Here is a 24,406-nt window from a genome sequence, read left to right as displayed (position 1 = left end):
CGGGCGCTGCAGGTGCCGTCTGCGCAGCGGGGGCGTCGCCGCCGGCGGCCGGGGCCGCGCCGTCGCCGATGACGGCCAGGTCGGCCCCCACGGGCACGGTGTCGTCCTCCTGGACGAGGATCTCCTGAAGCGTCCCAGCAACCGGGGACGGGATCTCGGTGTCGACCTTGTCGGTCGAGACCTCGAGCAGGGGCTCGTCGATCTCGACGCGGTCACCGACGTTCTTCAGCCAGCGGGTGACGGTCCCTTCGGTGACGGACTCACCCAGGGCCGGCATGGTCACGCGTTCTGACATGACGTGTTCTCTCCTCTTCCCAGTTACTGGCTCAAGCTCATGCGTGTGCGTGCAGCGGTTTCCCGGCCAAGGCCAAGTGTGCCTCGCCGAGCGCTTCGTTCTGTGTGGGGTGCGCGTGGACGAGACCGGCGACGTCCTCCGGGTGAGCCTCCCAGCCGACGATGAGCTGCGCCTCGCCGATCTGCTCGCCCATGCGGGCCCCGATCATGTGGACCCCGACGACCGGGCCGTCCGTCCGGCGGACGAGCTTGACGAAGCCCTGCGTGGCGAGGATCTGCGACTTGCCGTTGCCGCCGAGGTTGTACTCATAGGTCTCGATGTCGCCGTGCTTCTCGCGGGCCTGCGCCTCGGTGAGGCCGACGCTCGCGACCTCGGGGTCGCAGTACGTCACGCGGGGGATGCCCGTCTCGTCGATGACGGTGGGGGACAGGCCCGCGATCTCCTCGGCGACGAAGATGCCCTGGGCGAAGCCGCGGTGCGCGAGCTGCAGGCCCGGGACGATGTCGCCGACGGCGTAGACGCCCTCGACGTTGGTGCGCAGCCGCTCGTCGGTCGGGACGAAGCCGCGGTCGAGCCTGACGCCCGCGGCCTCGTAGCCGAGGCCGTCGGTGACCGGCCCGCGGCCCACGGCCACGAGCAGCAGGTCGGCCTCGAGGGACTCTCCCGACTCGAGCGTGACTGTCACGACGTCGTCGGCCTGGGTCGCGCCGGCGAAGCGGGCCCCCGTCTTGAAGACGATCTTGCGCTTGCGGAAGGCCCGCTCGAGCTGCTTGCTGATGGCCTCGTCCTCGGCGGCGACGAGGCGGGGCAGTGCCTCGACGATGGTCACCTCGGAGCCGAAGCTCCTGAAGACCGAGGCGAACTCGCAGCCGATGACCCCGCCGCCGAGGACGACGACACGGCCCGGGACGAAGTCGAGCGTGAGCGCCTGCTCGCTCGTCATGATGCGGCCGCCGATCTCGAGGCCCGGCAGGCTTTTGGCGTAGCTACCCGTCGCGAGGACCACGTTGGTCCCGGTCAGGCGGCGGTCGCCGACGACCACGGTGCGCGGACCGTCGAGGACGCCGGAGCCCTCGACGTAGTCGATCTTCGCGGCCTTGACGAGGCCCTGCAGCCCCTTGTGGGCCCGCGAGACGACGCTGTCCTTGTAGGCGTTGACCCCGGCCATGTCGATGGACTCGAGCGTCGCGTGCACGCCGAAGTGGGCGCCGTCACGCGCCATGTCCGCGACCTCGCCGGCATGCAGGAGGGCCTTGGTCGGGATGCAGCCGACGTGGAGGCACGTGCCTCCCAGCTTGCCCTTCTCGACGAGGGCGACCCGCAGCCCCAGCTGTGCCGACCGGAGGGCGCAGGCGTAGCCGCCGGACCCCCCACCGAGGATGACGACGTCGTAGTCGTCTGCTGCGGCATCCGCCGACATGTGATGGTGCTCCTTAGGTGCGTGCGGGCTCGTGCTGGACCAAGAGCATCTTGTCATTGATCGATGGCGACGTCACAGCCAGCCCATGCCCCGCGGCGAACGTGCCGGTCCGCACGGCCGCGCCACGTACAGTGCCGCCATGGGTTGGTTCTCTCGCCGTCGGTCCAAGGCCCTCGAGCGGTCCCTGCGCTCCGACGGACCCCAGATGGAGATCGACCGCAAGGCGGTCGAGGCGCACCTGCGGACCTTCGTCGAGACGCACCGCGGGGTCGAGGCCTACGTCGAGCCGCCGACGAGCGTCACGACGACGACGGTCGTGCTCATCGCCTGGGACGGGGAGTGGACCCGACGCGCCGTGGGCTCGGCCAAGGACGCCTTCGACCTGAGCCGCCGGCTCGGCGTGCCGGCCTACGACGTCAACCACACCGGGTACCCGAACCGGATGCGGGAGTGGAACACCCGCAGACGGCGCGGCGACGCGTGACTCCGCCCAGCGGCATACGAGCGGGCGGGGGCTTCGGAAAGCACTGGCGCGTATGCCGCCCGGCTGACAGGGTGAGGATGGTCCCACCCGCACCAACTCGGCTGCACGCCGATCAGGAGGTATCCACATGACCAAGCAGGATGGGGCGTCCGGCCCGAGCGAGGAGATGAAGGCGAAGTTCAAGGCCGCCCTCGACAAGAAGCACGCCCACGGCGGCAAGGACGTCTCCGGCGACACCGACCGCTCGAAGGTGCACGGGGCCCACGGCCCGGCCAAGGCCCAGCAGATGTTCCGCCGCAAGTCCGGAGGCTGAGCGCTCCGCACCGGTAGGACGAAGGCCACCCCGACCGGGGTGGCCTTCGTCATGTCCCGGAGCGACCGGTGCCTCGGCCCAGCGCCCCGGGCGCGGTGGCGTGCCCGGCGTCAGGTGCCGGTGCAGTTCGGTGTCAGACGTAGGACTCGGCGAGACCGACGAGCGTCCGGACCGCGAACCCGGTGCCGCCCTTCGGCCAGTACCCGGCGGGAGCCTTGTCGTTGAACGACGGCCCGGCGATGTCGATGTGGCCCCACGGGATGCCCTCGCCGACGAACTCGCCGAGGAAGATCCCGGCCGTGAGCATGCCGCCCTCGACGCCGCCCTTGTGCGCGAGGTCGGCGTTGATGGACTCGAGCGCGGGGCGCAGCTCCCTGGGCAGCGGCATCGGCCACATCGCCTCGCCGACGGTGTCGGCCGTGCCGACGATCCGCGCCCGGAAGTCGTCGTCGTTGGCCATCACGGCCGCGGTGTTGGCCAGGGCGACGACCTGGGCGCCCGTCAGCGTCGCCACGTCGACGATGGCATCCGGCGTCGACTCGCTCGCCAGGGCGATGCAGTCGCCGAGGACCATGCGGCCCTCCGCGTCGGTGTTGAGGACCTCGACGGTCTTGCCGCCGCGCATCGTCACGACGTCGCTCGGACGCTGCGCCGTCGAGCTCGGCATGTTCTCGGCGAGCCCGAGGTAGCCGGTGACGGCGATCGGCAGGCCGAGCTCGGCGATTGCGAGCACCGCGGCCGCAACGGCCGCGGCGCCGGCCATGTCGGACTTCATCGTCACCATCCCGGTGGCCGGCTTGATGCAGAGGCCGCCCGAGTCGAACGTGATGCCCTTGCCGACGAGGGCGAGCTTCGCCTTCGGTCGGGCCGGGGCGTAGGTCAGCACGGCGATGCGAGGCTCGTTGGCCGAGCCCTGGCCGACGCCCACGGTGCCGCCGAAGCCGCCGCCGCGCAGGGCCTTCATGTCGTAGCTCTTGAGCTTGACCTTGGTGCCCTTGACCTTGGCGGTGAGGGAGTCGACGAACGTCTCGGGGTAGAGCAGGTTGGGCGCGAGGTTGACCAGGTCGCGGGTGTAGGCGACGGCTTCGCCGAGGACCGCGGCCCGCTTGACGGCACGTCGCGTCGCGGCGTCGGCCGGGCACACGAGGGAGATGGCACCGACGGCGTCGGTGCTCGTCGTGCCCGCCTTGGACACGGCATACGCGCCGAGGGCCGCGCCCTCCGCGGTGGCGGCGGCGAGCTCGGCGCCGGTGCCCGGCACGACGACGACGGCCTTCTTCTTCTTGGCCAGGCCGCGCACCGCCGCTCCGACGCCCTTGCGGACGTCCTCCAGGGCGGCGCTATCGGGCGAGGTCCCGAGGGCGCCGACGCCCGTGAGCACGACGAGGCGCGCGGTCACCTCCGGGACAGCCGCGAGCGTCGTGACCTCGCCCACCTTGCCCGTGAGCTCGAGGTCGGCGATGACCGACTTGAGGTGCGTCACCGTCCTGCGCGGGAGCCCGTGGCCGGGGGCGAGCACGGCGCCGGACTCGCCGGTCACGACCGCGACGACGAGCGCGTCGCCGGCCGTCTCGGCGGCCGAGCGGGTGGAGATGGTCAGGTTGGCCACGAAGGACTCCTTTGTCGGGGCAGGTGTGTGGGGCAGGGGAGCGCGGCGTGTGGGTCGCAGCGTTCGTCGGTGCTGCGCGCGCCGGTCGGCTCGCACGGCGTATGCCGGGTGGCGGCGTTCGATGATATCGACGGAAACGCGCGCGGTAGGTTGGCGGCCATGACGACAGCGACGTCGGGGAAGACCTCCCCGCTTCACGACCGCCACGTTGCCCTCGGCGCCAAGATGGCCGACTTCGGCGGCTGGGACATGCCCATCGAGTACCCGGGGGGAGGTGTCGTCGCCGAGCACACGGCGGTGCGTGAGCGCGTCGGGATCTTCGACGTCAGCCACCTCGGGAAGGCGTCGGTGGTCGGCCCCGGAGCGGCCGACTTCGTCAACGCCTGCCTCACCAACGACCTGCGCCGCATCGCGCCCGGGTCCGCGCAGTACACCCTCTGCTGCGACGAGTCCGGTGGGGTCGTCGACGACCTCATCGCCTACCTCAAGGCCGACGACGACGTCTTCCTCATCCCCAACGCCGCCAACACCGCCGAGGTCGTGCGCCGTCTCCGGGCCGCCGCCCCCGAGGGTGTCGCTGTGACCAACCTCCACGACGACTACGGCGTCATCGCCGTGCAGGGACCGAAGAGCGACGAGGTGCTCGATGCGCTCGGGCTCCCGACCGCGCACGACTACATGTCCTTCGTCGAGGCCGACTGGCAGGGTCGTCCGGTCATCGTGTGCCGGACCGGCTACACCGGCGAGCGGGGCTACGAGCTCGTGCCCCGCTGGGACGACGCCCCCGCGCTGTGGGACGCGCTCGTCGAGGCGATGAGGCCCTTCGACGGTATGCCGTGTGGCCTCGGTGCGCGCGACACCCTGCGCACCGAGATGGGTTACCCGCTGCACGGGCAGGACCTCTCCCTCGACATCTCGCCGGTCCAGGCGAGGGCGGGCTGGGCGGTCGGCTGGAAGAAGGACACCTTCTGGGGCAAGGCGGCCCTCGAGGCCGAGAAGGCCGCTCCGAGGCGCCTCACCCGTGGCCTGCTCGTCACCGGTCGCGGCATCCCGCGGGCGCACTGCGCCGTGACGCGTGACGGCCAGCAGATCGGCGAGGTCACCTCGGGCACCTTCTCCCCGACGCTGCGCCAGGGGATCGCGCTCGCCCTCCTCACGCCTGACGTCGCCGACGGTGACACCGTCCTCATCGACGTCCGCGGTCGCGGCGTGGAGGCGACGGTCGTCAAGCCGCCCTTCGTCCAGGTGCAGGTCCGCGAGTCCTGACCTGCGTCGGTCCGGGAGGCGGCTCTGCCTCCCGGACCGGCACCCTTGCGGCCGAGGACCTCTCGCGGGGCGGCCGCTGCTGCGGCTTCCGGGGGCACGGGCTACGCTCTGCTCCGAACTCGGGTGACGCCTCGCCTCGAGAGCCGTTTGCGCGAAGGATGCCCCGTGACTCACCGACGTGACCCCCTCCGAGCCGGGGTGGCGCTGGGGGCCGGGCGGGTCGCCGACCGGCTGTCGCTGTCGCTTGGTCTCGGAGCCGGATCGGTGGTCGGAGGTCGCACGGCGCTCCGACTCGATCCGCGGGTCCTCGAGGCCGTCGCGGCCGGCCGGCGCAGCGTGCTCGTGACGGGTACGAACGGCAAGGCCACCGTCACGGCGCTCGTGACGGCCGCCCTCGGTGAGAAGGGTTCCGTCGTGACCAACGCGATGGGCGCCAACACGACCGACGGGATCATCGCGGCCCTCGCCAAGGACCGGACGAGCCCGGTCGCGGCACTCGAGGTCGACGACGTCCACCTCGGCGCCGTCGTCAAGGGCACCCGACCGCGCGCCGTCATCGCCCTCAACTCCTCCCGCGAGTACACCCGGGGCGTGTCCCTCGCGAGGACGCTGCGCCACTGGCGCCGGACGGCGGCGGCCCTGCCCGACGACAGTGTGGCGATCATCAACACCGACGACCCGCTCGTCAGCTGGGCCTTCGAGGCCGCGCCGAGGGTCGTCCCGGTAAGCGGTGGGCTGGACTGGCGTGACGACGCGCTCCTCTGCCCGGCCTGTCGGGCCCCGCACGAGTTCGAGGGGCTGAGCTGGAGCTGCCCCGGCTGCGGCCGGCAGCGGCGCGCCCCGCAGTGGACGGTCGTCGCCGAGGGGGACGAGGGCGATGAGGGGGTCGAGTGGTACGTCGAGCACGGTCGGGGCCGGCAGCGGATCGAGGTGACGGTTCCCGGCCGGACCGCGACCGTCGGTGAGGCCTTCGCCCTCGCCGCGGCCGACGTGTTCGGGGTCGACCTCGCCGGAGCCGCCGAGCGCATGGCGACCGTGGCCGACGTCGACGAGAGGTATGCCCCGGTGCAGATCGGTGAGCACGCGGCCCGGCTCATGAGACTCGACAACCCGGCCGGGTGGGCGGAGGCCCTCGACGTCGCCGCGACGACGGGCGCCCAGCTCGTCATGGTCGTCGACCCGGACGGCCCGAGGGACACCGCGACGATGTGGGAGTCGCCCTTCCACCTCATCGGCGGGCACGAGGTCGCGGTGACCGGAGGCCGGTCGTCCGATGTCGTCGCGATCCTCACCGCGGCGGGCGTGCGCACCCGGGTGGCTCCGGATGTCCTCTCCGCGATCGCCACCCGCGAGGCCGGCGACGTCCTCGTCGCCTGCAACACCCCGGCCTTCCGAAGGGTTTCCGCACAGTTCCGCGGGGGTGCGGCGTGACGCGGTCACTCACCATCGCGACCCTCTTCCCGCTGGTGACCGTGGCTGCCGGTGACGAGGCCAAGGGTCCCGCGCTGGCGCGGCGCGCCCGCGACCGTGGCCTGTCTGCCGAGGTCGTCACGGTCGACCGGCCCGGCGGCTTCGTCGAGGCGGACGTCTACCTGCTCGGTGGGACGGGCCGGGACGGGGTCGGCCAGCTCGTCTCGCTGCTGTCCGACACCGACCTGGCGTCGCGGGTGTCGGCGGGCGGCTCCCTGCTCTTCGCCGTCGACGCAGGACTCGATGCGGTGTCCCTCACGTGGGTCGACCCGGCCGGTCACCGGCACGACGGGCTGGGCCTGGTCCCCGTCGTCGTCTCCGGGGCCGCCCCGGTCACCGGGAGCGTCGTGACCAAGCCCAACGCCGAGCTCGGTCTCCCCGCTCTCGTCGGGTGGGAGTCCAACGACGTTCGGACCCAACGCGCGGCCGCCGCCCCCTTCTCCCAGCTCGAGCACGGCGCGGGCGACCGGTCCGAGACGCGGACCGACGGCGTCGTGTCGGGCTCGGTCATCGCCACCCGCCTGCACGGGCCGCTCATCGCGCTCAACCCCGAGCTCGCCGACCTCCTCCTCGCGCGGGCGACCGGCCGGACCGAGCCCTGGCCGGACCTGCCGGTCCCGGCCGTCGAGGAGGCCCGCACGAACCGGATCGCCGAGATCCGCGCTGAGGCGGCCGCGGCCGGCTGGGCGGCCCGGGTGCGCAGGGCGGTGCGACCTCTCTCCCCGGTACGCGCCGAGAGGTGACCGGACGCGGTCTCTCGGGGCCGTGAGCCGACGTCAGACGACCGGCAGAAGGAACGCGCCCACGACGAGCGCCGCCGCGAGTGAGACCTCGACGCCCGCGCCGACGACGTCCCCGGTGACACCGCCGAGCCGGCGCGTCGCGCGGCGGGTCAGTGCCCACGACGCGAGGATCGCGGCACCGACGACGCAGGGGGCGGCATACCAGGCCCCACCGAGCGCCAGCAGCACCCCGAGGCCGGTGGCCGTGACGAGGGCGGTGACCGCACCGAGGGGGACGACTCCGACCGTCCCGGCCACGGTGTGGCCCAGACCCTCGGCGCGCGCGGCGGGGACCCCGCGTCGACAGCTCACCGCGGGTGCCAGGCGGCTGGCGACGAGGGCCAGCGCGGCGACGGCCACACCGGCGCCCCGCTCGAGGAGGGCCTCGAGGCTCGCGACCTGGACGAGCACCGTGAGGACGAGGGCGGCCACGCCACTCGGTCCCACGTCGCCGCGCCGCATCACCTCGAGCGCGCGGGCGCGGTCGTAGCTCGCCGAGAGACCGTCGGCCGTGTCTGCGAGCCCGTCGAGATGCATCGCGCGGGAGCCGAGGGCCGTGGTGGCGACCGCCAGCGCCCCCGCCAGGAGGCCGGGGACCCAGCCGCGGACGACGCCTCCACCGAGGACGACCCAGACACCGGCCAGGACCAGGGCCGTCGCCGGGGCCAGGAGCATGGCCTGGCCGGCGACGCGCCCGTCCACGCGCGACGGTGGACGGACCGGGACGGCGAGGAACGTGCCCACGGCGAGGCGCCAGCCGTCACGCATCGGGCGTCCGCGGCGAGAGGCGGCCTGCGACGACCGGTGCCCCGGAAAGGTCGAGGACACGGCCGGCGACGACGAGGTGGACCGCGGCGGCGGCGGCGGAGACGGCGGCGTTGAGCCGCCCGAGCTCGTCCTGGAAGAAGCGTCCCGCCGCGGTCAGGGGCACGAGCGACCAGCCCACCTCGTTCGTCACGACGACGATCGGCGTCGTGGCAGCGCAGAGCGCCTCGACGAGCTCGTCAGCGGCCGACCGGACGACGGCCTCCGCCGCCGCGAGGTCGTCCCATCCCGTCGTGTCGACGACGGCGGTGAGCCACGTGCCGAGGCAGTCGATGAGCAGCGGACCGGTCGCCGATGCGATCACCCCGGCGAGGTCGGTCGTTTCCACCGTGCGCCACGTCGACGGACGCCGGACCCGGTGGCTCTCGACGCGCCGACTCCACTCCGCGTCCGGGGGAGCCGGCGGGGCCACCGGGTCGGACGCGTCTGCCGGGTCGGACGGGACGGACGGGACGGACGGGACGGACGGCTCGAGTGGGCGTCCGGTGGCGACGTACGTCACGTCGGCCTCACCCCGGAGCAGCTCCTCCGCGTGCCGGCTCTTGCCGCTGCGAACCGGTCCCGTGACGAGGGTCGTTGTCAGAGCCTGCAGCCCAGGACGGTCCGGCCGCCTCCCGTCGGTCACCGGGAGGCTCCGTGAGCCGTCGCCGACGGGCTGGGCGGCACGACCGAGTGAGGGTCGAAGTCGACCGGCGCCCCGAAGGCGGCCCGCCGCGCCGCCCGTCGGAACACCCGCAGCAGGGCGGGGCCCGCCACGACGACGAGCGCGGCGTTGAGCACCCCGCGCGGCAGGTCCCACCCGAGCGAGGTAGCCAGGTAGAAGAGGCCGTAGTGGGCGAGGTTGGTCGCCAGGGGTGCACCCGGGACGAACCCCATCCCGGTCGGGGCGTTGGGGCCGAGGAAGGGCCAGAACCACAGGTTCATGAAGAGCCCGAAGAGCAGGCCACTGACGAGCGCGTAGCCGGCGACGGCCCAACGCTCGGCCCGGCTCCCGGCCGTCACGGGCAGCAGCCCGGCGCCGAGCCCGACGGCGCCGGCGCTGATCATCTGGAAGGGCAGCCAGGGCCCGACCCCGCCGGTGAGGAGCGCGCCCGTCGTGACGGCGAGACTTCCAGACACGAACCCGACACCAGGACCGAGGACGCGGCCAGCGACGATGACGACGAAGAACATCGGCTCGAGACCTGCGGTTCCGGCGCTGAGGAGGCGCATCGCGCCGCCGGCGGCCGCCGCGACGCCGAGCACGGCGATCGCCTTGGCATCGAGGTGGCCCGCCGTGATCTCGGCGAGGCAGACGAGGCTGAGCAGGCCGAGCAGCACGGCGAAGAGCCAGGGCGCGTCGTTGCCGTGCGCGGTGGCGAAGTCGGCGGAGACGAAGAACGGCCAGGTGAAGGCCAGGAGGCCGACCACCCCGACGAGGCAGACCGCCGCGACCGACGGCCAGCGGAGCGGGATGACGCGCCTCGTGCTCATGCCGACCGCTCGAGGGCGCCGGCCACCTCTGCCACGGTGAGCCAGGTCTGCGGGAGGAGCACCTTCGTGACCTGCGGCGCGAACGCGGGCGAGGAGGCCAGCACCTCGCGCGCGGGCCCGTCGGTCACGATCTCGCCGTCGGCGAGGATGACGACCCGGTCGGCGACCTCGGCCGCGAGCTCGACGTCGTGCGTCGCCACGAGGACGGTCGTGCCGCGGGACGCGAGGACGGTGAGGATCGTGCCGAGGCGCTGCTTCGCGCCGTAGTCGAGCCCGCGGGTCGGCTCGTCGAGGAGGAGGACGTCGGGCTCGCCGGCGAGGATGACCGCGAGCGCCAGCTCGAGCCGCTGCCCCTCGGAGAGGTCGCGCGGGTGCTGGTCTGGGTCGATGCCCCCCGAGATCCGCTGCAGCACGGCGGCCGTCGTGCCCGGCGCGACACCGAAGTCCGCGTCGGCGTCGGCGCACTCGCCGGCGACCGTGTCGGCGTAGAGCAGCAGCTCGGGTTGCTGGGGGACGAGGCCGACGGCACGGACCCGCTGACGGGCTGGCACGGCATACGGGTCGATGGGGTTCTCGCCGACGCGGACCCGTCCCGTGGCGAGGGGGTGCTGGCCGGCGATGGCGCCGAGCAGGGTCGACTTGCCGGCCCCGTTGCGGCCCATGAGAACCGTGATCGAGCCACGCGAGACGGACAGGTCGACGCGGTCGAGGACGGACCTTCCGGCCCGGACGACGCGGACACCAGCGACGACGAGCGGCTCCGACGGGCCGATCGCGCGCAGCTCGCTCGCTGCGGCCGGTTCGCGGGTCACGAGCTGCTCGCGCAGCTGCCCCGCTCGACGGCGGGCGTCGCGGATGGACAGGGGAGTGGGGGACCAGCCGGCGAGGCGCGACAGCCCGACGACCGGCGGGAAGATCTGGGAGAGCGCCATCGCCTCGGCGGGGTCGAGCAGCTCGGACGCATGCCCGTCGGCGACGAGCACGACCCGGTCGGCATGGTGGACGACCCGTTCGAGGCGGTGCTCGGCGAGGACGACCGTGATCCCGAGGTCGTGGACGATCCGGTGCAGCGAGGCGAGGACCTCCTCCGCGGCGACGGGGTCGAGCGCCGAGGTCGGCTCGTCGAGAACGAGGATCCGCGGACCGGCGGCGAAGAGCGCGGCGATGGCGACCCGCTGCTGCTGCCCTCCCGACAGCGACAGGAGCGGGCGCGCCCGGAGCGGGGTCAGGCCGAAGAGGTCGAGGGTCTCCTCGACCCGGCGACGGATCGTCGTCGGGTCGAGCCCCATGGTCTCCATGCCGTAGGCGACCTCGTCCTCGACGACGTCGGTGACGAAGGTCGAGGACGGGTTCTGGTCGACGAGCCCGACGACGGTGGCGAGGTCACGGGGACGGTGGGTCGCCGTGTCGAGGCCGTCGACGGTCACCGTGCCGGTCAGCGTGCCCCCGCTGAAGTGCGGGACGAGCCCGTTGATCGTGCGGAGCAGCGTCGACTTGCCGCTGCCCGTGGGTCCGACGACGAGGACCAGCTCACCCTCGGGGATCTCGAGGGTGACGTCATGGAGGGCGGCCACGGGGGCGTCGGCGTAGCGCACGGAGACCCGGTCGAAGGAGATCATCGGCGTGCTCCTCTCGGGATCGGGGTGAAGAAGGCGGGAGCCCCGGCGACGAGGACGGCGAGGGCGGCCGGCAGGGGCACGGGAGGCGGCTGGGCGCTCTGCGCCGGGACGATCCCGGGCCACGCCTGGACGGACGCGATGACGAGGACGGTCGCGGCCAGCGCCCCTGTCGCGACGGTCAGGGTCTCGGTCCACTCCCAGCGTTCGCGCCGGTGGCCGGTGCGCCCGTCGCGACGCGCTCCGACGGCGAGGCTCGCGGTCGCGAGCAGGACGCCGAGGGCGAGCAGGGGGAGTCCGAGCGCGCCGCCGACCGACGAGTCGAGCAGCCCGTAGAGGCCGCCGAGCACGCCGAGGAGGCCGATGAGCGCGAGGGCCGAGGCGAAGCGGCGTCCTCGGGGCGACGTGTGCACCGCACGCCCGTAGCCGCGGGACTCCATCGAGGCGGCGAGCCCGAGCGACCGCTCGAAGGCCGTCTCGAGGACGGGCACGGCGAGGCGGGCCGTCTCGCGGATGCCTCGGCCGTCACGGCCGCGGAGGGACCGGGCAGCGCGGACCGTCCGCGCGTCCGCAAGGAGCTGGGGCGCGAAGGTCAGGCCGACGACGACGGCGGTGCCCACGTCGTACAGCGTGACAGGGAGGTAGCGCAGCAGCCGCCGGGGGCTCGCCAGGGCGTTCGCCGCGCCGACGCACGCGAGGATCGCCGCGAGGCGCAGTGCGTCGTAGAGGGCGAAGAGGAGCGACTCGAGCGTGACGGGCCCGCCGATGCGCACGCCGGAGGCCCACTCGGGCAGGGGGAGGGTCGGCAGGGTGAAGAGGACGGTGTCCCCGTGGATCCCGTTGCCGAGGATCGCCGTCATGACGAGGCGGAAGACGATGATGCCGGCGCCGAGGACGAGGAAGGCCGGCAGCGGGTTGGGGATGGCGGGGTCGCGACGCTCGGTCACGACAAGGGCGCACACGCCGATGACGAGGAGGAGCAGGACGGGGTTGGTCGTGCGCGACGCGGCCGTGGCGAGCCCCAGCCCCCACAGCCACCAGGCTGCGGGGTGCTGGAGCCGCTCACGCAGGTGCATGACCTGTCAGGTCCTCTCGGGTCGGCGCGGATGGCGCGTCAGGACGGCTTCCGCGCGGCCGCCCGGGACCGCGCCACGACGAAGGCGAGGATCGCGAGCAGGACGAGGCCGGCGATGACGTATGCCGCCGTGCTCGTGCCGCCGGACGAGCTCGCTGCCGTCGTGGTCGCCGCGACGGCCTGGGGCGAGGTCGCGCCGGAGGGAGTGGCGGTCGGAGTGGCGGCCGGGGCCGCGATCTGGATCGGGGTGTCGGCGGCCTTCGCTGCGGCGCTCAGCTCCTTCACCTCGCCACCGCAGTCGGTCGCGGGGTAGCCGGCGACGGCGCAGATGAGGCCCTTGTCCATCCGGAGCTCGCCGGCGGTGCGGAGCACGTCGGTGCTCGTTGCGGCGGCGGGGACGACCGCGCAGGTCGCCTTGGCCGCGGGCGGGGTCGTCGTCCCGTCGGCCGAGTCGGCAGGGCGGCCGAAGTCGACGACGAGGCCGACCCGCTTGCTGCCGCTCTGGGCGGGCGTCGAGGCGCACAGGGCCTCGAAGGTGAGGACGGCGCGGGGCAGGCGCGAGGAGCTCTCGTCGCCGACCGCGAAGCGCCAGCCCTCGACGGACCCGTCGGTCGGGACGGTCTGGTCGGGCCCCTTCTGGGCGAAGGCCCAGGCGCCCTTGTCGAGCTGGTAGAAGCCCCAGTAGCGGTAGGCGACGGCCTGGGCCGGGGCGATGGTGAGTGCCGCGACGGCTGCGGCGAGCAGCGCGGCGAAGGCGACCCGGAACGGGACGCGGCGGGTGATGTGCACGGTTTCCTCCTCGCGGTGAAACACCGGTGGAGGGTTCGCGACGGAGCCCCGCTTGGTGCTCCGGTCCGCATTCCACGACAGACTGACAAAGGAGCCCGAGGGAAGGGCGCGGGTTTTCCGGCTCGCCGCGCGACAGGACGTCGATCGGCCTCACGGTTGCGGGTCAGCGCCGGAATCTCACCGGCTTGCCCCGTCGCCCATCGGGTACTGCGAACCGTCGCACGCGCAGGGGGCACCCGTCAAACGGCCTCCCGCCGCCCCGTCTAGGGTGTCGTCCATGAGCGCTGACTGGACGTGGCTGTTCCTCGATGCCCACGGCAACCCGATGGAGTCCGATGCCCTGCCGAGGTCGGGCTTCCCGACGCAGAGCGACGCCGAGAACTACCTCGGGGAGGCATGGCGCGAGCTGCTCGCGGCGGGTGTGGAGTCGGTCTCCCTCCGCGAGAACGACGCGGTCGTCTACGGCCCGATGAGCCTGCGGGCCGCGGAGTGAGCCCCGACACCGAAGCACCGGTCGAGGCATCGGTCGAGGCGCTCTCTCCGGGCCTCGAGCGCGATCTGCGGGCGCGCCTGCTGGCCGCCCAGCGCTCGTGGCGTTCGCCCGGCGTCAGCGCCGGAGTCGTGCGCGACGGGCGGCTCGTCTGGTCGGGCCACGTCGGCGCGGCCCGGCTCGGCGCGGCCGCTGCCCCGGCCACCGACGACACCCAGTACATGATCGGCTCGGTCACCAAGACCTTCACGGCGCTCGTCGTCATGGCCCTGCGTGACGAGGGGCTCCTGTCGCTCGACGACACGCTCGACACCTTCCTGCCGGGCACGAGGCATGCGCGGGTCCCCGTCCGCCAGATGCTCGCCCACGCCTCCGGGCTCCAGCGCGAGCCGGTCGGCAACATCTGGGAGTCGCTCGTCGCCCCGGACCGGGAGGCGTTCCGGGCGGGCGTCGAGGACGCCGAGCAGGTCCTGCCGGCGCACCACGCGTTCCACTACTCCAACCTCGCCTACGGCCTCCTCGGCCAGGTCATCGAGACGGTGACCGGTCGCGACTGGGAGGACGTCGTCCGCGAGCGCGTCCTCGACCCGCTCGGGATGACGCGGACCGGCCTCACCCCGGCGGCCGACCGGGCCGTCGGCTACCAGGTCGACCCCTTCGCCAGAACGGCGACCGAGGAGCCGCTCTTCGCGCTCGAGGCGACCGCCCCGCTCGGCGGCCTGTGGTCGACCGTGGCCGACATGGCCCGCTATGCCGCCTACGTGGCTCGGCCCGACGACCGGGTCGTCGCACCGGAGACGGTCACGGAGATGTGCCGGCCGCTCATCATGACCGACGTCGACGGCTGGAGCGGGGCCTATGGTCTCGGGTTCGGGATGGGACGGCGGGGCGACCGGGTGTTCGTCGGGCACGGCGGGGCGATGCCGGGCTTCCTCACCGGGCTGCGCGTGCGCCGGGCCGAGGGCATCGGCGCGATCGTCTTCGCCAACGCCTCGTCACGGGCGATGTCGCTCGGGCTCGCGACCGACCTCCTCGAGGCGGTCCTCGACTCCGAGCCGCCGCTCCCCGAGGCGTGGGTCCCCGAGCCGGAGCGTCCCGAGCTCGCGCCGCTCCTCGGACAGTGGTGGTCTGAGGGCGAGCCGATCACGTTCTTCGTCCGCGGTGGCGAGCTCTGGTCCTACCTGGCCGAGGACGACGCCCTGTCGGAGACGCGGTATGCCGCAGAGGGCCCCGACCGCTTCCGGGCCGTGGCCGGCCGCGAGCGCGGCGAGGTCCTCGAGGTGGTGCGTGCCGCCGACGGGTCGATCGAGAAGCTCTACTTCGCGACGTACGCGGTGACGCGCCGGCCCCTTGCCTTCGCCGACCTGACCCGCTGAGGCCGCTCTGGCCTCGGGTCGGCGACGCGACCCGGCCCAGCGGCATACGCGCTGGGCCGGGTCGCGGTGTGTCGGGTCGTGGTGTGCGGGGCCGTCAGGCGGGGTACTGGCCGCGCGCGACGACGGGCTTGGGCATGCGGGTGCGGCGCATCTGGAAGGCGCGCATGACCGCGTACATCGCGTCGCCCTTCTGGGCCGACCCGAACTTCGCCTCGACCTTCCGGCGGGTGCGGCGCCACATGAGGAAGGCATCGACGACGGCGACGAGGATGAGGCCGTAGACGAGCACGAAGACCGAGAGCAGCGCCCAGCTCGTCTTGACGAAGCTGAGGAGCAGGACGAGGAGCATGACCGGAAGCATGAACTCGCCGATGTTCCAGCGCGCGTCCACGGAGTCGCGGATGAAGCGGCGGCGCGGGCCCTTGTCGCGAACCGGGAGGTAGCGGTCGTCGCCGGCCAGCATGCCGGCACGCTGCTTCGCCATCGCCTCACGGCGGGCGACCTTGTCGGTCGAGCGCGCGACCTTGCGGTCGGTGACGATGAGGGGACGCTTGTTGGCCGCCTCCTGGTCGCGCCGCTTGGGCGTCGGCCGGTTCTTGGCCCCGGGCCGCTCCTGGGTCTGCGTGGCCTGAGGGCTCAGCTCTTCGTTGAGGGTCTTCTTGCGTCCGAACACGGACACACTCTAAGGCGTGCGGCGCCCAGGTCCCGCATCGTCTCGCCGGCGCCGGTGGGGAACCGCTCAGCGGACGTGGTCTCGCAGGGGGACGAAGCGGTAGTACCCGTGGACGCTCGTCCGCACGTCGTCCCCCGACCTGACGGCCAGGGTGAGCGCGCCACGGACCGGCACGACGAGGCGCCCGCGGTCTGCGAGCTGGTCGAGCAGGGCGCGGGGCAGGGTGCGCGCGTCGGCGGAGACGAGGATCCGGTCGTACGGGGCGTGCAGGGGATCACCGAGCACGCCGGGCGTGGCCGCGCGCAGCGTCGCCCAGGGGCGATCCACGGTCGCGAGGTTGCCGGCGCCCCACCGGGCCAGGTCGGGCTCGATCTCCACCCCGACCACCTCGCCCGACGGTCCGGTCAGGTGGGCGATGAGGGCCGTCGTCCACCCCGAGCCGGCTCCGACGTCGAGCACGCGCTGGCCCGGCTCGACGGCGAGCAGGCGGAGCAGGTCCTCGACGGTGCGCGGCTGCGAGCACGTCTGCCCGTGGCCGATCGGGAGCGGCCAGTCGTCGTCGGCCCGCTCCCGTTCGCCCTCGGGGAGGAAGGCCTCGCGCGGGGTTGCGGCGAAGGCCGCCGCGACGGCGTCCATCCCCCGAGTCAACCACCGACCGGTGCGGGCCGGCAGCAGAACGTGGCTCAGCCGGACGGGCGCGCGACGACGTGCAGGAGCGTGCCGAGGGCACGGTAGGGGTCGGTGCGCCCGAGGCGCTCCTCGACGTCGAGGAGGGTCGCGAGCACGTCGGGCGACGGAACGGGCTCGTCGACGGCGACGGAGTCGCACGCGACGCGGACGCCGTACCACGCCGCGACCTCGAGCCGGCAGGCCTCGAGGTCGGCGGTGAGCGAGGCGAGGGTGTCGGCGCGGGCCTCGACCCCGAGCTCGTTGACGTAGCGGGGTGCGCGCCCCTCCCGGGCGGCCGCCTCGATCTCCGAGAGGCTCGCGAGCGCCGCGTCCCAGTCGTGGCGCGAGGCCGGGCGCCACGCCATCGCGTCGCCGTTGCGGGCCACGATCGACACGATGCCGCCGGGGGCCACCCGCGGCGCGAGCGCCGCGACGGCGCTGCGCGCCTCCGGGAGGTACATGAGCACGCCGTGGCACATGACGACGTCGTATGCCGTCGGGCTCGTCACGCTCGCGAGGCCGGCGAGGTCTCCGGCGAGGAGGGTGACGTGGTCGCGCTGGGCCGGGGTCAGGGTGGCGGCTGCTTCCTCGAACGCGCGCCGCATCCGCGCATCGGGCTCGACGGCGGTGACGGAGTGCCCGAGCCGGGCCAGGCGCAACGCCTGGGTGCCCTGTCCGGCCCCGACGTCGAGGACGCGCAGAGGTCCGTGCGGCAGGTGCGCAGCGAGCTGCCGGGACACGAGCTCCTGACGCACGACGTTGCGCAGCGCCCCGAGCCGGGCGAGCCAGGGACCCTGCCCGCGGACGAAGGTGTTGTCCCCCGCGGCGTCCCCGGCGACGTCTCCCTCCGTGTCTCCCTGTGCGTCTCCCTCTGTGTCTCCTGCCACGACGGGAACCTACCCCGCGGCGGTGACGGCGGCTCGGTGAGTACCGGAGCGCGCGGCCGGGTGCTGGGGTGGGGCAGCTGCCGGTCGCAGGGCGCTCGATATGGTCGGGTTCGTGACTGACGACACGCTCACCCCAGACCAGATCCAGGCCATCCGCGACCGTGTGGCCGACCTCATGCCCCAGGTGCGCGCCGACCTCGAGGCGCTCGTGCGCATCCCGAGCGTCTCCGCCGCGTCCTTCGACCAGAGCCAGGTCGCTCGCAGTGCCGAGGCCGTCGCGGAGCTGCTGCGCCGCGAGGGGCTCGACGTGGACGTGGTCACCGAGGGCGGTCGACCGGCCGTCATCGGCCACGTCGCCGGCCCGGAGGGCTCCCCGACGGTGACGCTCTACGCGCACCACGACGTCCAGCCCCCCGGCGAGGAGGCCGACTGGGACAGCGCGCCCTTCGAGCCGCAGGAGCGCGACGGGCGCCTCTACGGGCGCGGTGCCGCCGACGACAAGGCGGGCGTCATGGCGCATGTGGCGGCGTTGCGGGCCCACGCCGGCAACCTGCCCGTCGGGGTCACCGTCTTCGTCGAGGGGGAGGAGGAGTCCGGGTCGCCCTCGCTCGGCACCATCCTCGAGAAGCACGGTGACCGGCTCGCCGCCGACGCGATCGTCATCGCCGACTCCGGCAACTGGGCCGTCGGCACGCCCGCCCTGACGACGACCCTGCGCGGTGGCATCCGCGTCGTCGTGCGGGTCCAGACCCTCGACCACTCCGTGCACTCGGGGATGTTCGGCGGCGCCGCCCCCGATGCCGTCACCGCGCTCGTGCGCCTGCTGGCCTCCCTCCACGACGACGACGGCAACGTCACGGTCGACGGCCTCGACGCCGGCGAGGCGGCCGACATCGACTACGACGAGGCGCGCTTCCGGGAGGAGTCCGGGCTGCTCGACGGCGTGTCGCTCATCGGCTCGGGCTCGATCCTGTCGCGGCTCTGGACGAAGCCATCGATCACGACGATCGGTATCGACGCGACGTCCATCGACAAGGCCTCCAACACGCTCTCGGCCAAGGCCGCGGCCAAGATCTCGATGCGCCTCGCGCCGACGCAGGACCCGCTTGCCGCCTTCGACCGCCTGCGCGAGCACCTCGAGGCCAATGCCCCGTGGGGAGCGCGGGTCACCGTCGAGCTCGAGGAGCACGGGTCGGGCTTCGCGGCCGACGCCGAGGGCCCGGTCTACGACGAGGCGCGGGCGTCCTTCGCCGACGCGTGGGGAATCGATCCCGTCGACATGGGCGTCGGCGGCTCGATCCCGTTCATCTCCGACTTCTCGGCGCGCTTCCCGGACGCCTCGATCATCGTGACCGGTGTCGAGGACCCCGACACCCGCGCGCACGGCGCCAACGAGTCGCTGCACCTCGGCGAGTTCGAGAAGGTCTGTGCGGCCGAGGCGATCTTCCTCGCCCGGCTCGGCGCTCTGCGCGCCTGACGACCGGGGTACGCCGGATCCAGTGCGGGTCTGTCGGGCCAGTGCGCCCTGCAGCCCGCACTGGTCCGGCAACCGCGCACTGATCCGGCAACCCTGCACCGGGACGAGCGCCGGTCAGGACTGCGGCTGCTGCTGGGAGCCGCGGTAGACCTGGTCGCGCAGCTCGAGCGCGTAGGCCTCGGCGTCGGGCATCCCGGCGGCGAAGGCCAGGGCCACCTCGGCCTCCACGTCGTAGGGCACGCGGACGAAGCTGATGGAGAGCGGGGCGAGGTCGGGGGAGTCGATCTCGCCCTCGATGATGACGTAGGGCGCGTGCGGCCCGTCGAGCGCGTTGCCGACCGAGCCGGCGTTGAAGAGCGTGAGCCCGAGATCGGCCTCGAGGTAGGTCCCGTGGATGTCGCCGTAGCCGACGATCGTCGGCAGTGGGCCGTCACCCGTGAACGCGGTGTTGGTGAACATCGCCCGGAACTCCTCGTCGGTGTGGCTCGGGTAGACGCGGTGGAACTCGCTCACCTGAGAGGCGTGGAAGAACCGGACCTGCTGGCCGCTGATCACCAGGTTGTGGGCGTTGGGCAGGGCGGCGAGCCAGAGGAGGTCGTCAGGACTGAGCTCGTCACGGGCCCACTGGCCGCCTTCGAAGGCCTGGACCTCGTCGCGGGCGATGAACGTGTCCCAGTTGCCGCGCACGGTGACCTCGCAGCGGTCACGGGTCAGCTTGATCGCCTCGGACCCGCGTGGCCCTTTCCCGACGACGTCTCCGAGGTTGACGATCCGGCTGATCCCACGGGCGTCGATGTCGGCGAGGACCGCCTCCAGCGCGGTCACGTTCCCGTGGACGTCGGAGACGACCGCGATCCGGCCCGGCATCCGCAGCTGCCTCAGTCCTTCTTCGCGGTCGTGCCCGGGAGGGCGAGCATCCGGTCGAGGGCCGAGCGTGCGTCGGCGGCGACCTGGGGGTCGACGCGGATCGGGTTGACGACACGACCCTCGACGAGGGACTCGAGGGCCCAGACGAGGTGCGGGAGGTCGATGCGGTTCATCGTCGAGCAGTAGCAGACGTTCTTCTCGAGGAAGGCGATCCGCTGCTTGGGGAACTGTGCGGCGAGGCGTCGGACGAGGTTGAGCTCGGTGCCGACGACCCACGACGTGCCGTCGGGGGCGGCGGCGATCGTCTGGATGATCTTCTCCGTCGAGCCGACCTCGTCGGCACGCTCGACGACCTCATAGCGGCACTCGGGGTGGACGATCACCTTGACGCCGGGGATTTCGCGACGCGCAGTCTCGACGGCCTCGACGCTGAACCGGCCGTGGACCGAGCAGTGGCCGCGCCAGAGGATCATCCGGGCGTCGGCGAGCTGCTGGGCGGTCAGGCCGCCGCCGGGGCGGTGGGGGTCCCACACGACGCAGTCGTCCAGGGTGAGGCCGAGCTCGCGGACCGCGGTGTTGCGACCGAGGTGCTGGTCGGGGAGGAAGAGGACCTTGCCGTCGCCCTCGAGCCCGCCGACCTGCTCGAAGGCCCAGTCGAGGGCTGTGCGGGCGTTGGAGCTCGTGCAGATCGTGCCGCCGTGCCGACCGGTGAAGGCCTTGATCGCCGCGGAGGAGTTCATGTAGGTGACGGGGACCGTGCGACCGGCGACGCCCGCGGCCTCGAGCTGCTCCCAGCAGTCCTCGACCTGCGCGATCGCCGCCATGTCCGCCATCGAGCACCCGGCAGCGAGGTCGGGGAGGATCACCGTCTGCTCGGCGCTCGTCAGGATGTCGGCCGACTCGGCCATGAAGTGGACGCCGCAGAAGACGATGTACGGCGCGTCGGGCCGGGCGGCGGCGTCGCGGGCGAGCTTGAACGAGTCGCCGGTCACGTCGGCGAACTCGATGACCTCGTCGCGCTGGTAGTGGTGGCCGAGGACGAAGACCGAGTCGCCGAGCGCCGCCTTCGCCGCGCGGGCGCGGGCCACGAGGTCGGGGTCGGAGGCGGCGGGCAGGTCGCCGGGGCACTCGACACCGCGCTCGGTGTGCAGGTCGGTGCCGTGTCCGAGCACGAGGAGGGGGAGCGGGGCGGGCGCCGCGGCCGTGTCCGTGGTCATGCCCCGATCGTATGCCGTTGAGCCGGGTCCCACGGCCACCGGGTCGACGGCTCCGAGGTCGGGTTCGCCGTCCCTTGACTTCAAGTCGACTTGATGTTCGACGCTGGCCCCATCGACCATGCACACCAAGGAGACATGCGATGCCGACCGCACTCATCACCGGAGCCACGCAAGGGCTCGGCCGGGCCCTGGCGACCGCCCTCGCGGACCGAGGCTGGAACCTCGTCCTCACTGCACGCAGCGGGGATGCGCTCGACGAGCTCGTCGAGGGCCTCCGCGCGGCGGGAGGGGGTTCACAGCTGCGCGGCGTGGCCGGAGACGTCGCCTCCTCCGCCCACCGCCGCGCGGTCGAGGAGGTCGTCGAGGACCTCACCGGCCCTGCGGGACTCGACCTGCTCGTCAACAACGCGAGCACGCTCGGACCGACCCCGCTCCGCGATCTGCGCGAGGTCACGGCCGACGACCTGTCAGGGGTCCTCGCCGTCAACGTCGTCGCGCCGCACGACCTGGCCCGCTCGCTGCTCCCCGCGCTCGAGACCGCCCGGGGCATCGTCGTGGGCGTCTCGTCCGACGCGGCCGTCGGGCACTACGAGACGTGGGGTGCCTATGGCGCCTCGAAAGCGGCTCTCGACCACCTCACCCTGACCCTCGGGGCGGAGAACCCCGTCATCCGTGCGTATGCCGTCGACCCGGGGGACATGCGCACCGCCATGCACCAGGCCGCCTTCCCCGGAGAGGACATCGGCGACCGGCCGCTGCCGACGGAGGTCGCCGTCCCCGGCATCCTCTCCCTGCTGCTCACCCGACCCCCGAGCGGCCGGTACCGAGCCGCCGACCTCGCCGGGGCGCCGGCTCAGGGGGTAGCCTCGTGACGACGACGGCCCTGGCGCACGCGCCCCACACGGTCTTCCGTCGCACCGAGGACCTCACCGCCGACGCGCCTCCAGAGGCACGCGGCATCCGGCGGGACGGAGTCCGTCTCCTCGTCGCCGCCGCCTCGCAGGACGGAGGCCCGAGCGTGGAGCACACGTCGTTCGACCGGATCGGTGAGCACCTGCGGCCCGGGGACCTCCTCCTCGTCAACGACTCGGCGACCGTGGTGGGCGAGGTCGACGGCCTGCTCGTCGGGCGAGGAACAGTCGTCGTCCACGTCGCGACCGAGCTCAACGACGGCTCGTGGGTCCTCGAGCTCCGGGTCGCGCCGGATGCCGCCCGACCCGTTCTCGACGCCGTCGAGGGGGACGTCGTCGAGTTCACCGGGAGGAGCCGCCGAGGGAGATCGGGTCCGCGGCTCCGGCTCGAGGCGCCCTACCCGGAGCCCGGCTCGTCCCCGACCGGGCGGGGCAACCGCCTGTGGCGTGCCCGCGAGCTCGGGGGACCCGCCCTCACCCCGTGGCTCGTCCGGCACGGCCGACCCATCGCCTACGGGTACCTGCGGGGTCGCTACCCGATCGGCGACTACCAGACCGTCTTCGGTCACCTCCCGGGCAGCGCGGAGATGGCGAGTGCCGGACGGCCGTTCACGACGGGCCTGGTGACGAGGCTGGTGTCCTCGGGCGTCCTCGTTGCGCCGGTCACGCTCCACACCGGGCTGTCGTCGCAGGAGGCCGGGGAGGCGCCCCAGCCGGAGCGCTTCGCCGTCTCGGCGACGACGGCTGCGCTCGTCAACCACGTCCGGGCCCACCACGGGCGGGTCGTCGCGGTGGGCACCACGGCGACCCGGGCGATCGAGTCGGCGGCCTCCGCCGACGGCGTCGTGCGGGCCGCGGCGGGCTGGACCGACCTCGTCATCTCGCCGAGCCGCCCCGCGCACGTCGTGGACGGCCTCGTGACGGGGTGGCACGACCCCGAGGCCTCGCACCTGCTGCTCGTCGAGTCGGTCGCCGGCCCGGCCCTGACGCAGCGCGCGTACGACGAGGCGGTCGCCCATCGGTACGCCTGGCACGAGTTCGGGGACGCCGGCCTCTTCCTGCGCGGCTGAGGCGGGCTCGTCGGGGACCGGCGGGCCCGGCTCCAGCCGGTGCGACCGGTCCCTCGGCGCTGTGCGACGGCGCTGTCGGTGCGAGGATGCGGGTCGTGCACGTCCTCATCGCTCCCGACTGCTACACCGGGTCGCTCACCGCAGCCCAGGCGGCCGCCGCCATCGCCCAGGGCTGGGCCGAGGCCGCCCCCCACGACACCCTGAGCAGGGTTCCGCTCTCGGACGGCGGGCCAGGGTTCGTCGACGTCATCGCGACGTCGCTCGGCGGCGACGTGCTCGCCAGGGTGACGACCGACCCGCTCGGTCGAGAGGTCCCCGCGACGATCCTGCTCGTCGACGACGACGGCCGTCGGACGGCATACGTCGAGTCGGCCCAGGCGGCGGGCCTGCACCTTCTCGCCGCCGACGAGCGCGACCCCACCCGCACGACGACGGCCGGCGTGGGCCGGCTCCTCGTCGAGGCCGTCGAGGCGGGCGCCACCCGCGTCGTCGTCGGGCTCGGCGGCTCAGGCACCAACGACGCCGGCGCGGGTCTGCTCGCCGCGCTGGGTGTCGGCACCCCTCAGCGGCTCGGCCGCGGTGGCCTCGCCCTCGCCGCGACCACCGTGGACGACCTCGCAGGGCTCGAGGAGGCCCGCACGCGGTTCCGGGGGGTCGACCTCGTCATCGCGACCGACGTCGACTCGCCGCTCCTCGGGCTCAAGGGCGCGAGCGCCGTCTTCGCCGCGCAGAAGGGGGCCTCGGACGAGGACGCCCAGCGCCTCGAGAACGCCCTGGGACACTTCGCGAGCGTCGTTGCCCGGGTGCGGCCCCCGGCCAAGGACCTCCTCACGGGCACGGCGATCCGGCCCGAGCGCGAGCCGGGTGCCGGCGCGGCCGGTGGCCTCGGGTATGCCCTCCAGCTCCTCGGTGGCCGGCGCGTCTCCGGCGTCGAGGCCGTCCTCGCTGCCGTGGACTTCCCGGCGCTCGTCGCCGCGGCCGACCTCGTCGTCACGGGGGAGGGGAGCTTCGACTGGCAGTCGCTCCACGGGAAGGTGGTCGTCGGGGTCGCCGAGGCGGCCTCCCACGTGGGCGTCCCCGTCATCGCGATCCCCGGCCAGTCGGTCGTCGGGCGTCGTGAGGCGATGGCGGCAGGTCTGTCCGGCGTGTATGCGGTGGCCGAGCGTCCCGACCAGCTGGTCGAGGCGCTCACCGACCCCGTCGGCACGCTCGCGGCCCGTGCGGCACGCGTGGCGCGCACCTGGTCGCCACGCCGCTGAGCGAGCCGGGGTGCGCGGCCACGTGACCGGCATACGGGCCGGGGATGCCGGGATCGGGAGCCGCACGACGTATCCTGATCCGGTCGGGAACAG

25 protein-coding genes and 1 riboswitch are annotated in these 24,406 nt (G+C 73.5%); of the genes, 11 read left to right on the top strand and 14 right to left on the bottom strand.

What is annotated here, in order from left to right:
* Positions 1 to 295: biotin/lipoyl-containing protein (locus tag N865_RS16080; protein ID WP_322786066.1), on the bottom strand; the 295-nt coding region annotated here is incomplete at its 3' end.
* Between the two features lie 37 nt (positions 296 to 332).
* Positions 333 to 1,715, bottom strand: a complete 1,383-nt coding sequence (gene lpdA, locus N865_RS16075) for a dihydrolipoyl dehydrogenase (RefSeq protein ID WP_034808080.1) — start codon at positions 1,713 to 1,715, stop codon at positions 333 to 335.
* A gap of 139 nt (positions 1,716 to 1,854) precedes the next feature.
* Between lpdA and N865_RS16070 the strand changes: the two genes are divergently transcribed.
* Together N865_RS16070 and N865_RS16065 are read left to right on the top strand one after the other, a co-directional pair.
* Entirely contained in the window at positions 1,855 to 2,199 is a 345-nt protein-coding gene (locus N865_RS16070; protein ID WP_034808110.1) for a hypothetical protein, read from the top strand.
* 127 nt (positions 2,200 to 2,326) lie between these two features.
* Positions 2,327 to 2,512, top strand: a complete 186-nt coding sequence (locus N865_RS16065; protein WP_034808078.1) for a DUF5302 domain-containing protein — start codon at positions 2,327 to 2,329, stop codon at positions 2,510 to 2,512.
* A 133-nt stretch (positions 2,513 to 2,645) separates the two neighbouring features.
* Here the strand turns inward: N865_RS16065 and N865_RS16060 are convergent, their stop codons facing one another.
* On the bottom strand, positions 2,646 to 4,121 hold the full coding sequence (locus tag N865_RS16060; protein ID WP_034808076.1) for a leucyl aminopeptidase: 1,476 nt from the start codon (positions 4,119 to 4,121) through the stop codon (positions 2,646 to 2,648).
* Between the two features lie 159 nt (positions 4,122 to 4,280).
* On the opposite strand from N865_RS16060, the gene gcvT reads away from it, so the two are divergent.
* The 3 genes from gcvT (at position 4,281) to N865_RS16045 (ending at position 7,600) form a co-directional block, all read left to right on the top strand.
* On the top strand, positions 4,281 to 5,387 hold the full coding sequence (gene gcvT / locus N865_RS16055; RefSeq protein WP_034808074.1) for a glycine cleavage system aminomethyltransferase GcvT: 1,107 nt from the start codon (positions 4,281 to 4,283) through the stop codon (positions 5,385 to 5,387).
* A gap of 165 nt (positions 5,388 to 5,552) precedes the next feature.
* The gene (locus tag N865_RS16050) at positions 5,553 to 6,818 is read left to right on the top strand and encodes a Mur ligase family protein (RefSeq protein ID WP_157557734.1); all 1,266 of its coding nucleotides are present in this window, start codon (positions 5,553 to 5,555) and stop codon (positions 6,816 to 6,818) included.
* Complete coding sequence (locus N865_RS16045; RefSeq protein ID WP_051510744.1) at positions 6,815 to 7,600, top strand: hypothetical protein; 786 nt, start codon at positions 6,815 to 6,817, stop codon at positions 7,598 to 7,600. Before N865_RS16050 ends, N865_RS16045 begins: the two co-directional genes overlap by 4 nt.
* Positions 7,601 to 7,633: 33 nt before the next feature.
* On the opposite strand, the gene N865_RS16040 is transcribed toward N865_RS16045, so the two are convergent.
* Genes N865_RS16040 through N865_RS16015 form a run of 6 tightly spaced genes read right to left on the bottom strand, consistent with a single transcriptional unit; the run spans position 7,634 to position 13,417 of the window.
* Positions 7,634 to 8,407 (bottom strand): adenosylcobinamide-GDP ribazoletransferase, encoded by a 774-nt coding sequence (locus N865_RS16040; protein ID WP_034808072.1) that lies wholly within the window; start codon positions 8,405 to 8,407, stop codon positions 7,634 to 7,636.
* Positions 8,400 to 9,089 carry a bifunctional adenosylcobinamide kinase/adenosylcobinamide-phosphate guanylyltransferase gene (locus N865_RS16035; protein ID WP_157557733.1) on the bottom strand — a complete coding sequence of 230 codons (690 nt, stop codon included), beginning with the start codon at positions 9,087 to 9,089 and terminating at the stop codon, positions 8,400 to 8,402. The genes N865_RS16040 and N865_RS16035 overlap by 8 nt, the downstream gene beginning before the upstream one ends.
* On the bottom strand, positions 9,086 to 9,937 hold the full coding sequence (locus N865_RS16030) for an ECF transporter S component (RefSeq protein ID WP_051510742.1): 852 nt from the start codon (positions 9,935 to 9,937) through the stop codon (positions 9,086 to 9,088). The genes N865_RS16035 and N865_RS16030 overlap by 4 nt, the downstream gene beginning before the upstream one ends.
* Complete coding sequence (locus tag N865_RS16025; protein WP_034808070.1) at positions 9,934 to 11,556, bottom strand: ABC transporter ATP-binding protein; 1,623 nt, start codon at positions 11,554 to 11,556, stop codon at positions 9,934 to 9,936. The genes N865_RS16030 and N865_RS16025 overlap by 4 nt, the downstream gene beginning before the upstream one ends.
* Positions 11,553 to 12,629: an energy-coupling factor transporter transmembrane component T gene (locus tag N865_RS16020; protein ID WP_034808067.1), complete on the bottom strand. Its 1,077-nt coding sequence runs from the start codon at positions 12,627 to 12,629 to the stop codon at positions 11,553 to 11,555. Before N865_RS16020 ends, N865_RS16025 begins: the two co-directional genes overlap by 4 nt.
* 38 nt (positions 12,630 to 12,667) lie before the next feature.
* A complete protein-coding gene (locus N865_RS16015; RefSeq protein WP_034808065.1) occupies positions 12,668 to 13,417 on the bottom strand; it encodes an SCO2322 family protein in 750 nt (249 codons plus the stop codon).
* A 108-nt stretch (positions 13,418 to 13,525) separates the two neighbouring features.
* Positions 13,526 to 13,625, bottom strand: a riboswitch (cobalamin riboswitch).
* A gap of 69 nt (positions 13,626 to 13,694) precedes the next feature.
* Between N865_RS16015 and N865_RS16010 the strand changes: the two genes are divergently transcribed.
* Together N865_RS16010 and N865_RS16005 are read left to right on the top strand one after the other, a co-directional pair.
* Entirely contained in the window at positions 13,695 to 13,910 is a 216-nt protein-coding gene (locus N865_RS16010) for a hypothetical protein (RefSeq protein WP_034808063.1), read from the top strand.
* Positions 13,907 to 15,283, top strand: coding sequence for a serine hydrolase domain-containing protein (locus N865_RS16005; protein WP_051510738.1), 1,377 nt, complete (start codon positions 13,907 to 13,909; stop codon positions 15,281 to 15,283). Before N865_RS16010 ends, N865_RS16005 begins: the two co-directional genes overlap by 4 nt.
* A 94-nt stretch (positions 15,284 to 15,377) precedes the next feature.
* On the opposite strand, the gene N865_RS16000 is transcribed toward N865_RS16005, so the two are convergent.
* The 3 genes from N865_RS16000 to N865_RS15990 all read right to left on the bottom strand — a co-directional run bounded on the left by N865_RS16000 (position 15,378) and on the right by N865_RS15990 (position 17,512).
* Positions 15,378 to 15,956 (bottom strand): DUF3043 domain-containing protein, encoded by a 579-nt coding sequence (locus tag N865_RS16000; protein ID WP_034808090.1) that lies wholly within the window; start codon positions 15,954 to 15,956, stop codon positions 15,378 to 15,380.
* A gap of 66 nt (positions 15,957 to 16,022) precedes the next feature.
* Entirely contained in the window at positions 16,023 to 16,592 is a 570-nt protein-coding gene (locus N865_RS15995) for a protein-L-isoaspartate O-methyltransferase family protein (RefSeq protein ID WP_034808061.1), read from the bottom strand.
* Between the two features lie 47 nt (positions 16,593 to 16,639).
* Entirely contained in the window at positions 16,640 to 17,512 is an 873-nt protein-coding gene (locus N865_RS15990; protein WP_051510735.1) for a methyltransferase, read from the bottom strand.
* 112 nt (positions 17,513 to 17,624) lie between these two features.
* Between N865_RS15990 and N865_RS15985 the strand changes: the two genes are divergently transcribed.
* Positions 17,625 to 18,989, top strand: a complete 1,365-nt coding sequence (locus tag N865_RS15985; RefSeq protein ID WP_084328299.1) for a dipeptidase — start codon at positions 17,625 to 17,627, stop codon at positions 18,987 to 18,989.
* A 114-nt stretch (positions 18,990 to 19,103) separates the two neighbouring features.
* On the opposite strand, the gene N865_RS15980 is transcribed toward N865_RS15985, so the two are convergent.
* Both N865_RS15980 and nadA read right to left on the bottom strand, forming a co-directional pair.
* Entirely contained in the window at positions 19,104 to 19,856 is a 753-nt protein-coding gene (locus N865_RS15980) for a metallophosphoesterase family protein (protein ID WP_034808056.1), read from the bottom strand.
* Positions 19,857 to 19,867: 11 nt separating this feature from the next.
* The gene (gene nadA / locus N865_RS15975) at positions 19,868 to 21,073 is read right to left on the bottom strand and encodes a quinolinate synthase NadA (protein ID WP_034808054.1); all 1,206 of its coding nucleotides are present in this window, start codon (positions 21,071 to 21,073) and stop codon (positions 19,868 to 19,870) included.
* Between the two features lie 140 nt (positions 21,074 to 21,213).
* On the opposite strand from nadA, the gene N865_RS15970 reads away from it, so the two are divergent.
* The 3 genes from N865_RS15970 to N865_RS15960 all read left to right on the top strand — a co-directional run bounded on the left by N865_RS15970 (position 21,214) and on the right by N865_RS15960 (position 24,313).
* Positions 21,214 to 21,945, top strand: coding sequence for an SDR family NAD(P)-dependent oxidoreductase (locus N865_RS15970; protein WP_034808051.1), 732 nt, complete (start codon positions 21,214 to 21,216; stop codon positions 21,943 to 21,945).
* Entirely contained in the window at positions 21,942 to 23,054 is a 1,113-nt protein-coding gene (locus N865_RS15965) for an S-adenosylmethionine:tRNA ribosyltransferase-isomerase (RefSeq protein WP_034808049.1), read from the top strand. Before N865_RS15970 ends, N865_RS15965 begins: the two co-directional genes overlap by 4 nt.
* Before the next feature lie 86 nt (positions 23,055 to 23,140).
* Positions 23,141 to 24,313, top strand: a complete 1,173-nt coding sequence (locus N865_RS15960; RefSeq protein ID WP_034808046.1) for a glycerate kinase family protein — start codon at positions 23,141 to 23,143, stop codon at positions 24,311 to 24,313.
* Positions 24,314 to 24,406: the final 93 nt, after the last annotated feature.

The organism is Intrasporangium oryzae NRRL B-24470 (genome assembly GCF_000576595.1).
Classification (GTDB): Bacteria; Actinomycetota; Actinomycetes; order Actinomycetales; family Dermatophilaceae; genus Intrasporangium_C; species Intrasporangium_C oryzae.
Note: the sequence above shows the minus strand (reverse complement) of the source record. Positions and strands in the feature narration are given on the sequence as shown.

Excerpts from the sequence above, each read along its gene's own strand:
- lpdA (WP_034808080.1), bottom strand. The coding sequence starts at position 1,715 with ATGTCGGCGGATGCCGCAGCAGACGACTACGACGTCGTCATCCTCGGT.
- N865_RS16070 (WP_034808110.1), top strand. The coding sequence starts at position 1,855 with ATGGGTTGGTTCTCTCGCCGTCGGTCCAAGGCCCTCGAGCGGTCCCTG.
- N865_RS16065 (WP_034808078.1), top strand. The coding sequence starts at position 2,327 with ATGACCAAGCAGGATGGGGCGTCCGGCCCGAGCGAGGAGATGAAGGCG.
- gcvT (WP_034808074.1), top strand. The coding sequence starts at position 4,281 with ATGACGACAGCGACGTCGGGGAAGACCTCCCCGCTTCACGACCGCCAC.
- N865_RS16040 (WP_034808072.1), bottom strand. The coding sequence starts at position 8,407 with ATGCGTGACGGCTGGCGCCTCGCCGTGGGCACGTTCCTCGCCGTCCCG.
- N865_RS16030 (WP_051510742.1), bottom strand. The coding sequence starts at position 9,937 with ATGAGCACGAGGCGCGTCATCCCGCTCCGCTGGCCGTCGGTCGCGGCG.
- N865_RS16025 (WP_034808070.1), bottom strand. The coding sequence starts at position 11,556 with ATGATCTCCTTCGACCGGGTCTCCGTGCGCTACGCCGACGCCCCCGTG.
- N865_RS16020 (WP_034808067.1), bottom strand. The coding sequence starts at position 12,629 with ATGCACCTGCGTGAGCGGCTCCAGCACCCCGCAGCCTGGTGGCTGTGG.
- N865_RS16010 (WP_034808063.1), top strand. The coding sequence starts at position 13,695 with ATGAGCGCTGACTGGACGTGGCTGTTCCTCGATGCCCACGGCAACCCG.
- N865_RS15995 (WP_034808061.1), bottom strand. The coding sequence starts at position 16,592 with ATGGACGCCGTCGCGGCGGCCTTCGCCGCAACCCCGCGCGAGGCCTTC.
- N865_RS15980 (WP_034808056.1), bottom strand. The coding sequence starts at position 19,856 with ATGCCGGGCCGGATCGCGGTCGTCTCCGACGTCCACGGGAACGTGACC.
- nadA (WP_034808054.1), bottom strand. The coding sequence starts at position 21,073 with ATGACCACGGACACGGCCGCGGCGCCCGCCCCGCTCCCCCTCCTCGTG.
- N865_RS15970 (WP_034808051.1), top strand. The coding sequence starts at position 21,214 with ATGCCGACCGCACTCATCACCGGAGCCACGCAAGGGCTCGGCCGGGCC.
- N865_RS15960 (WP_034808046.1), top strand. The coding sequence starts at position 23,141 with ATGCGGGTCGTGCACGTCCTCATCGCTCCCGACTGCTACACCGGGTCG.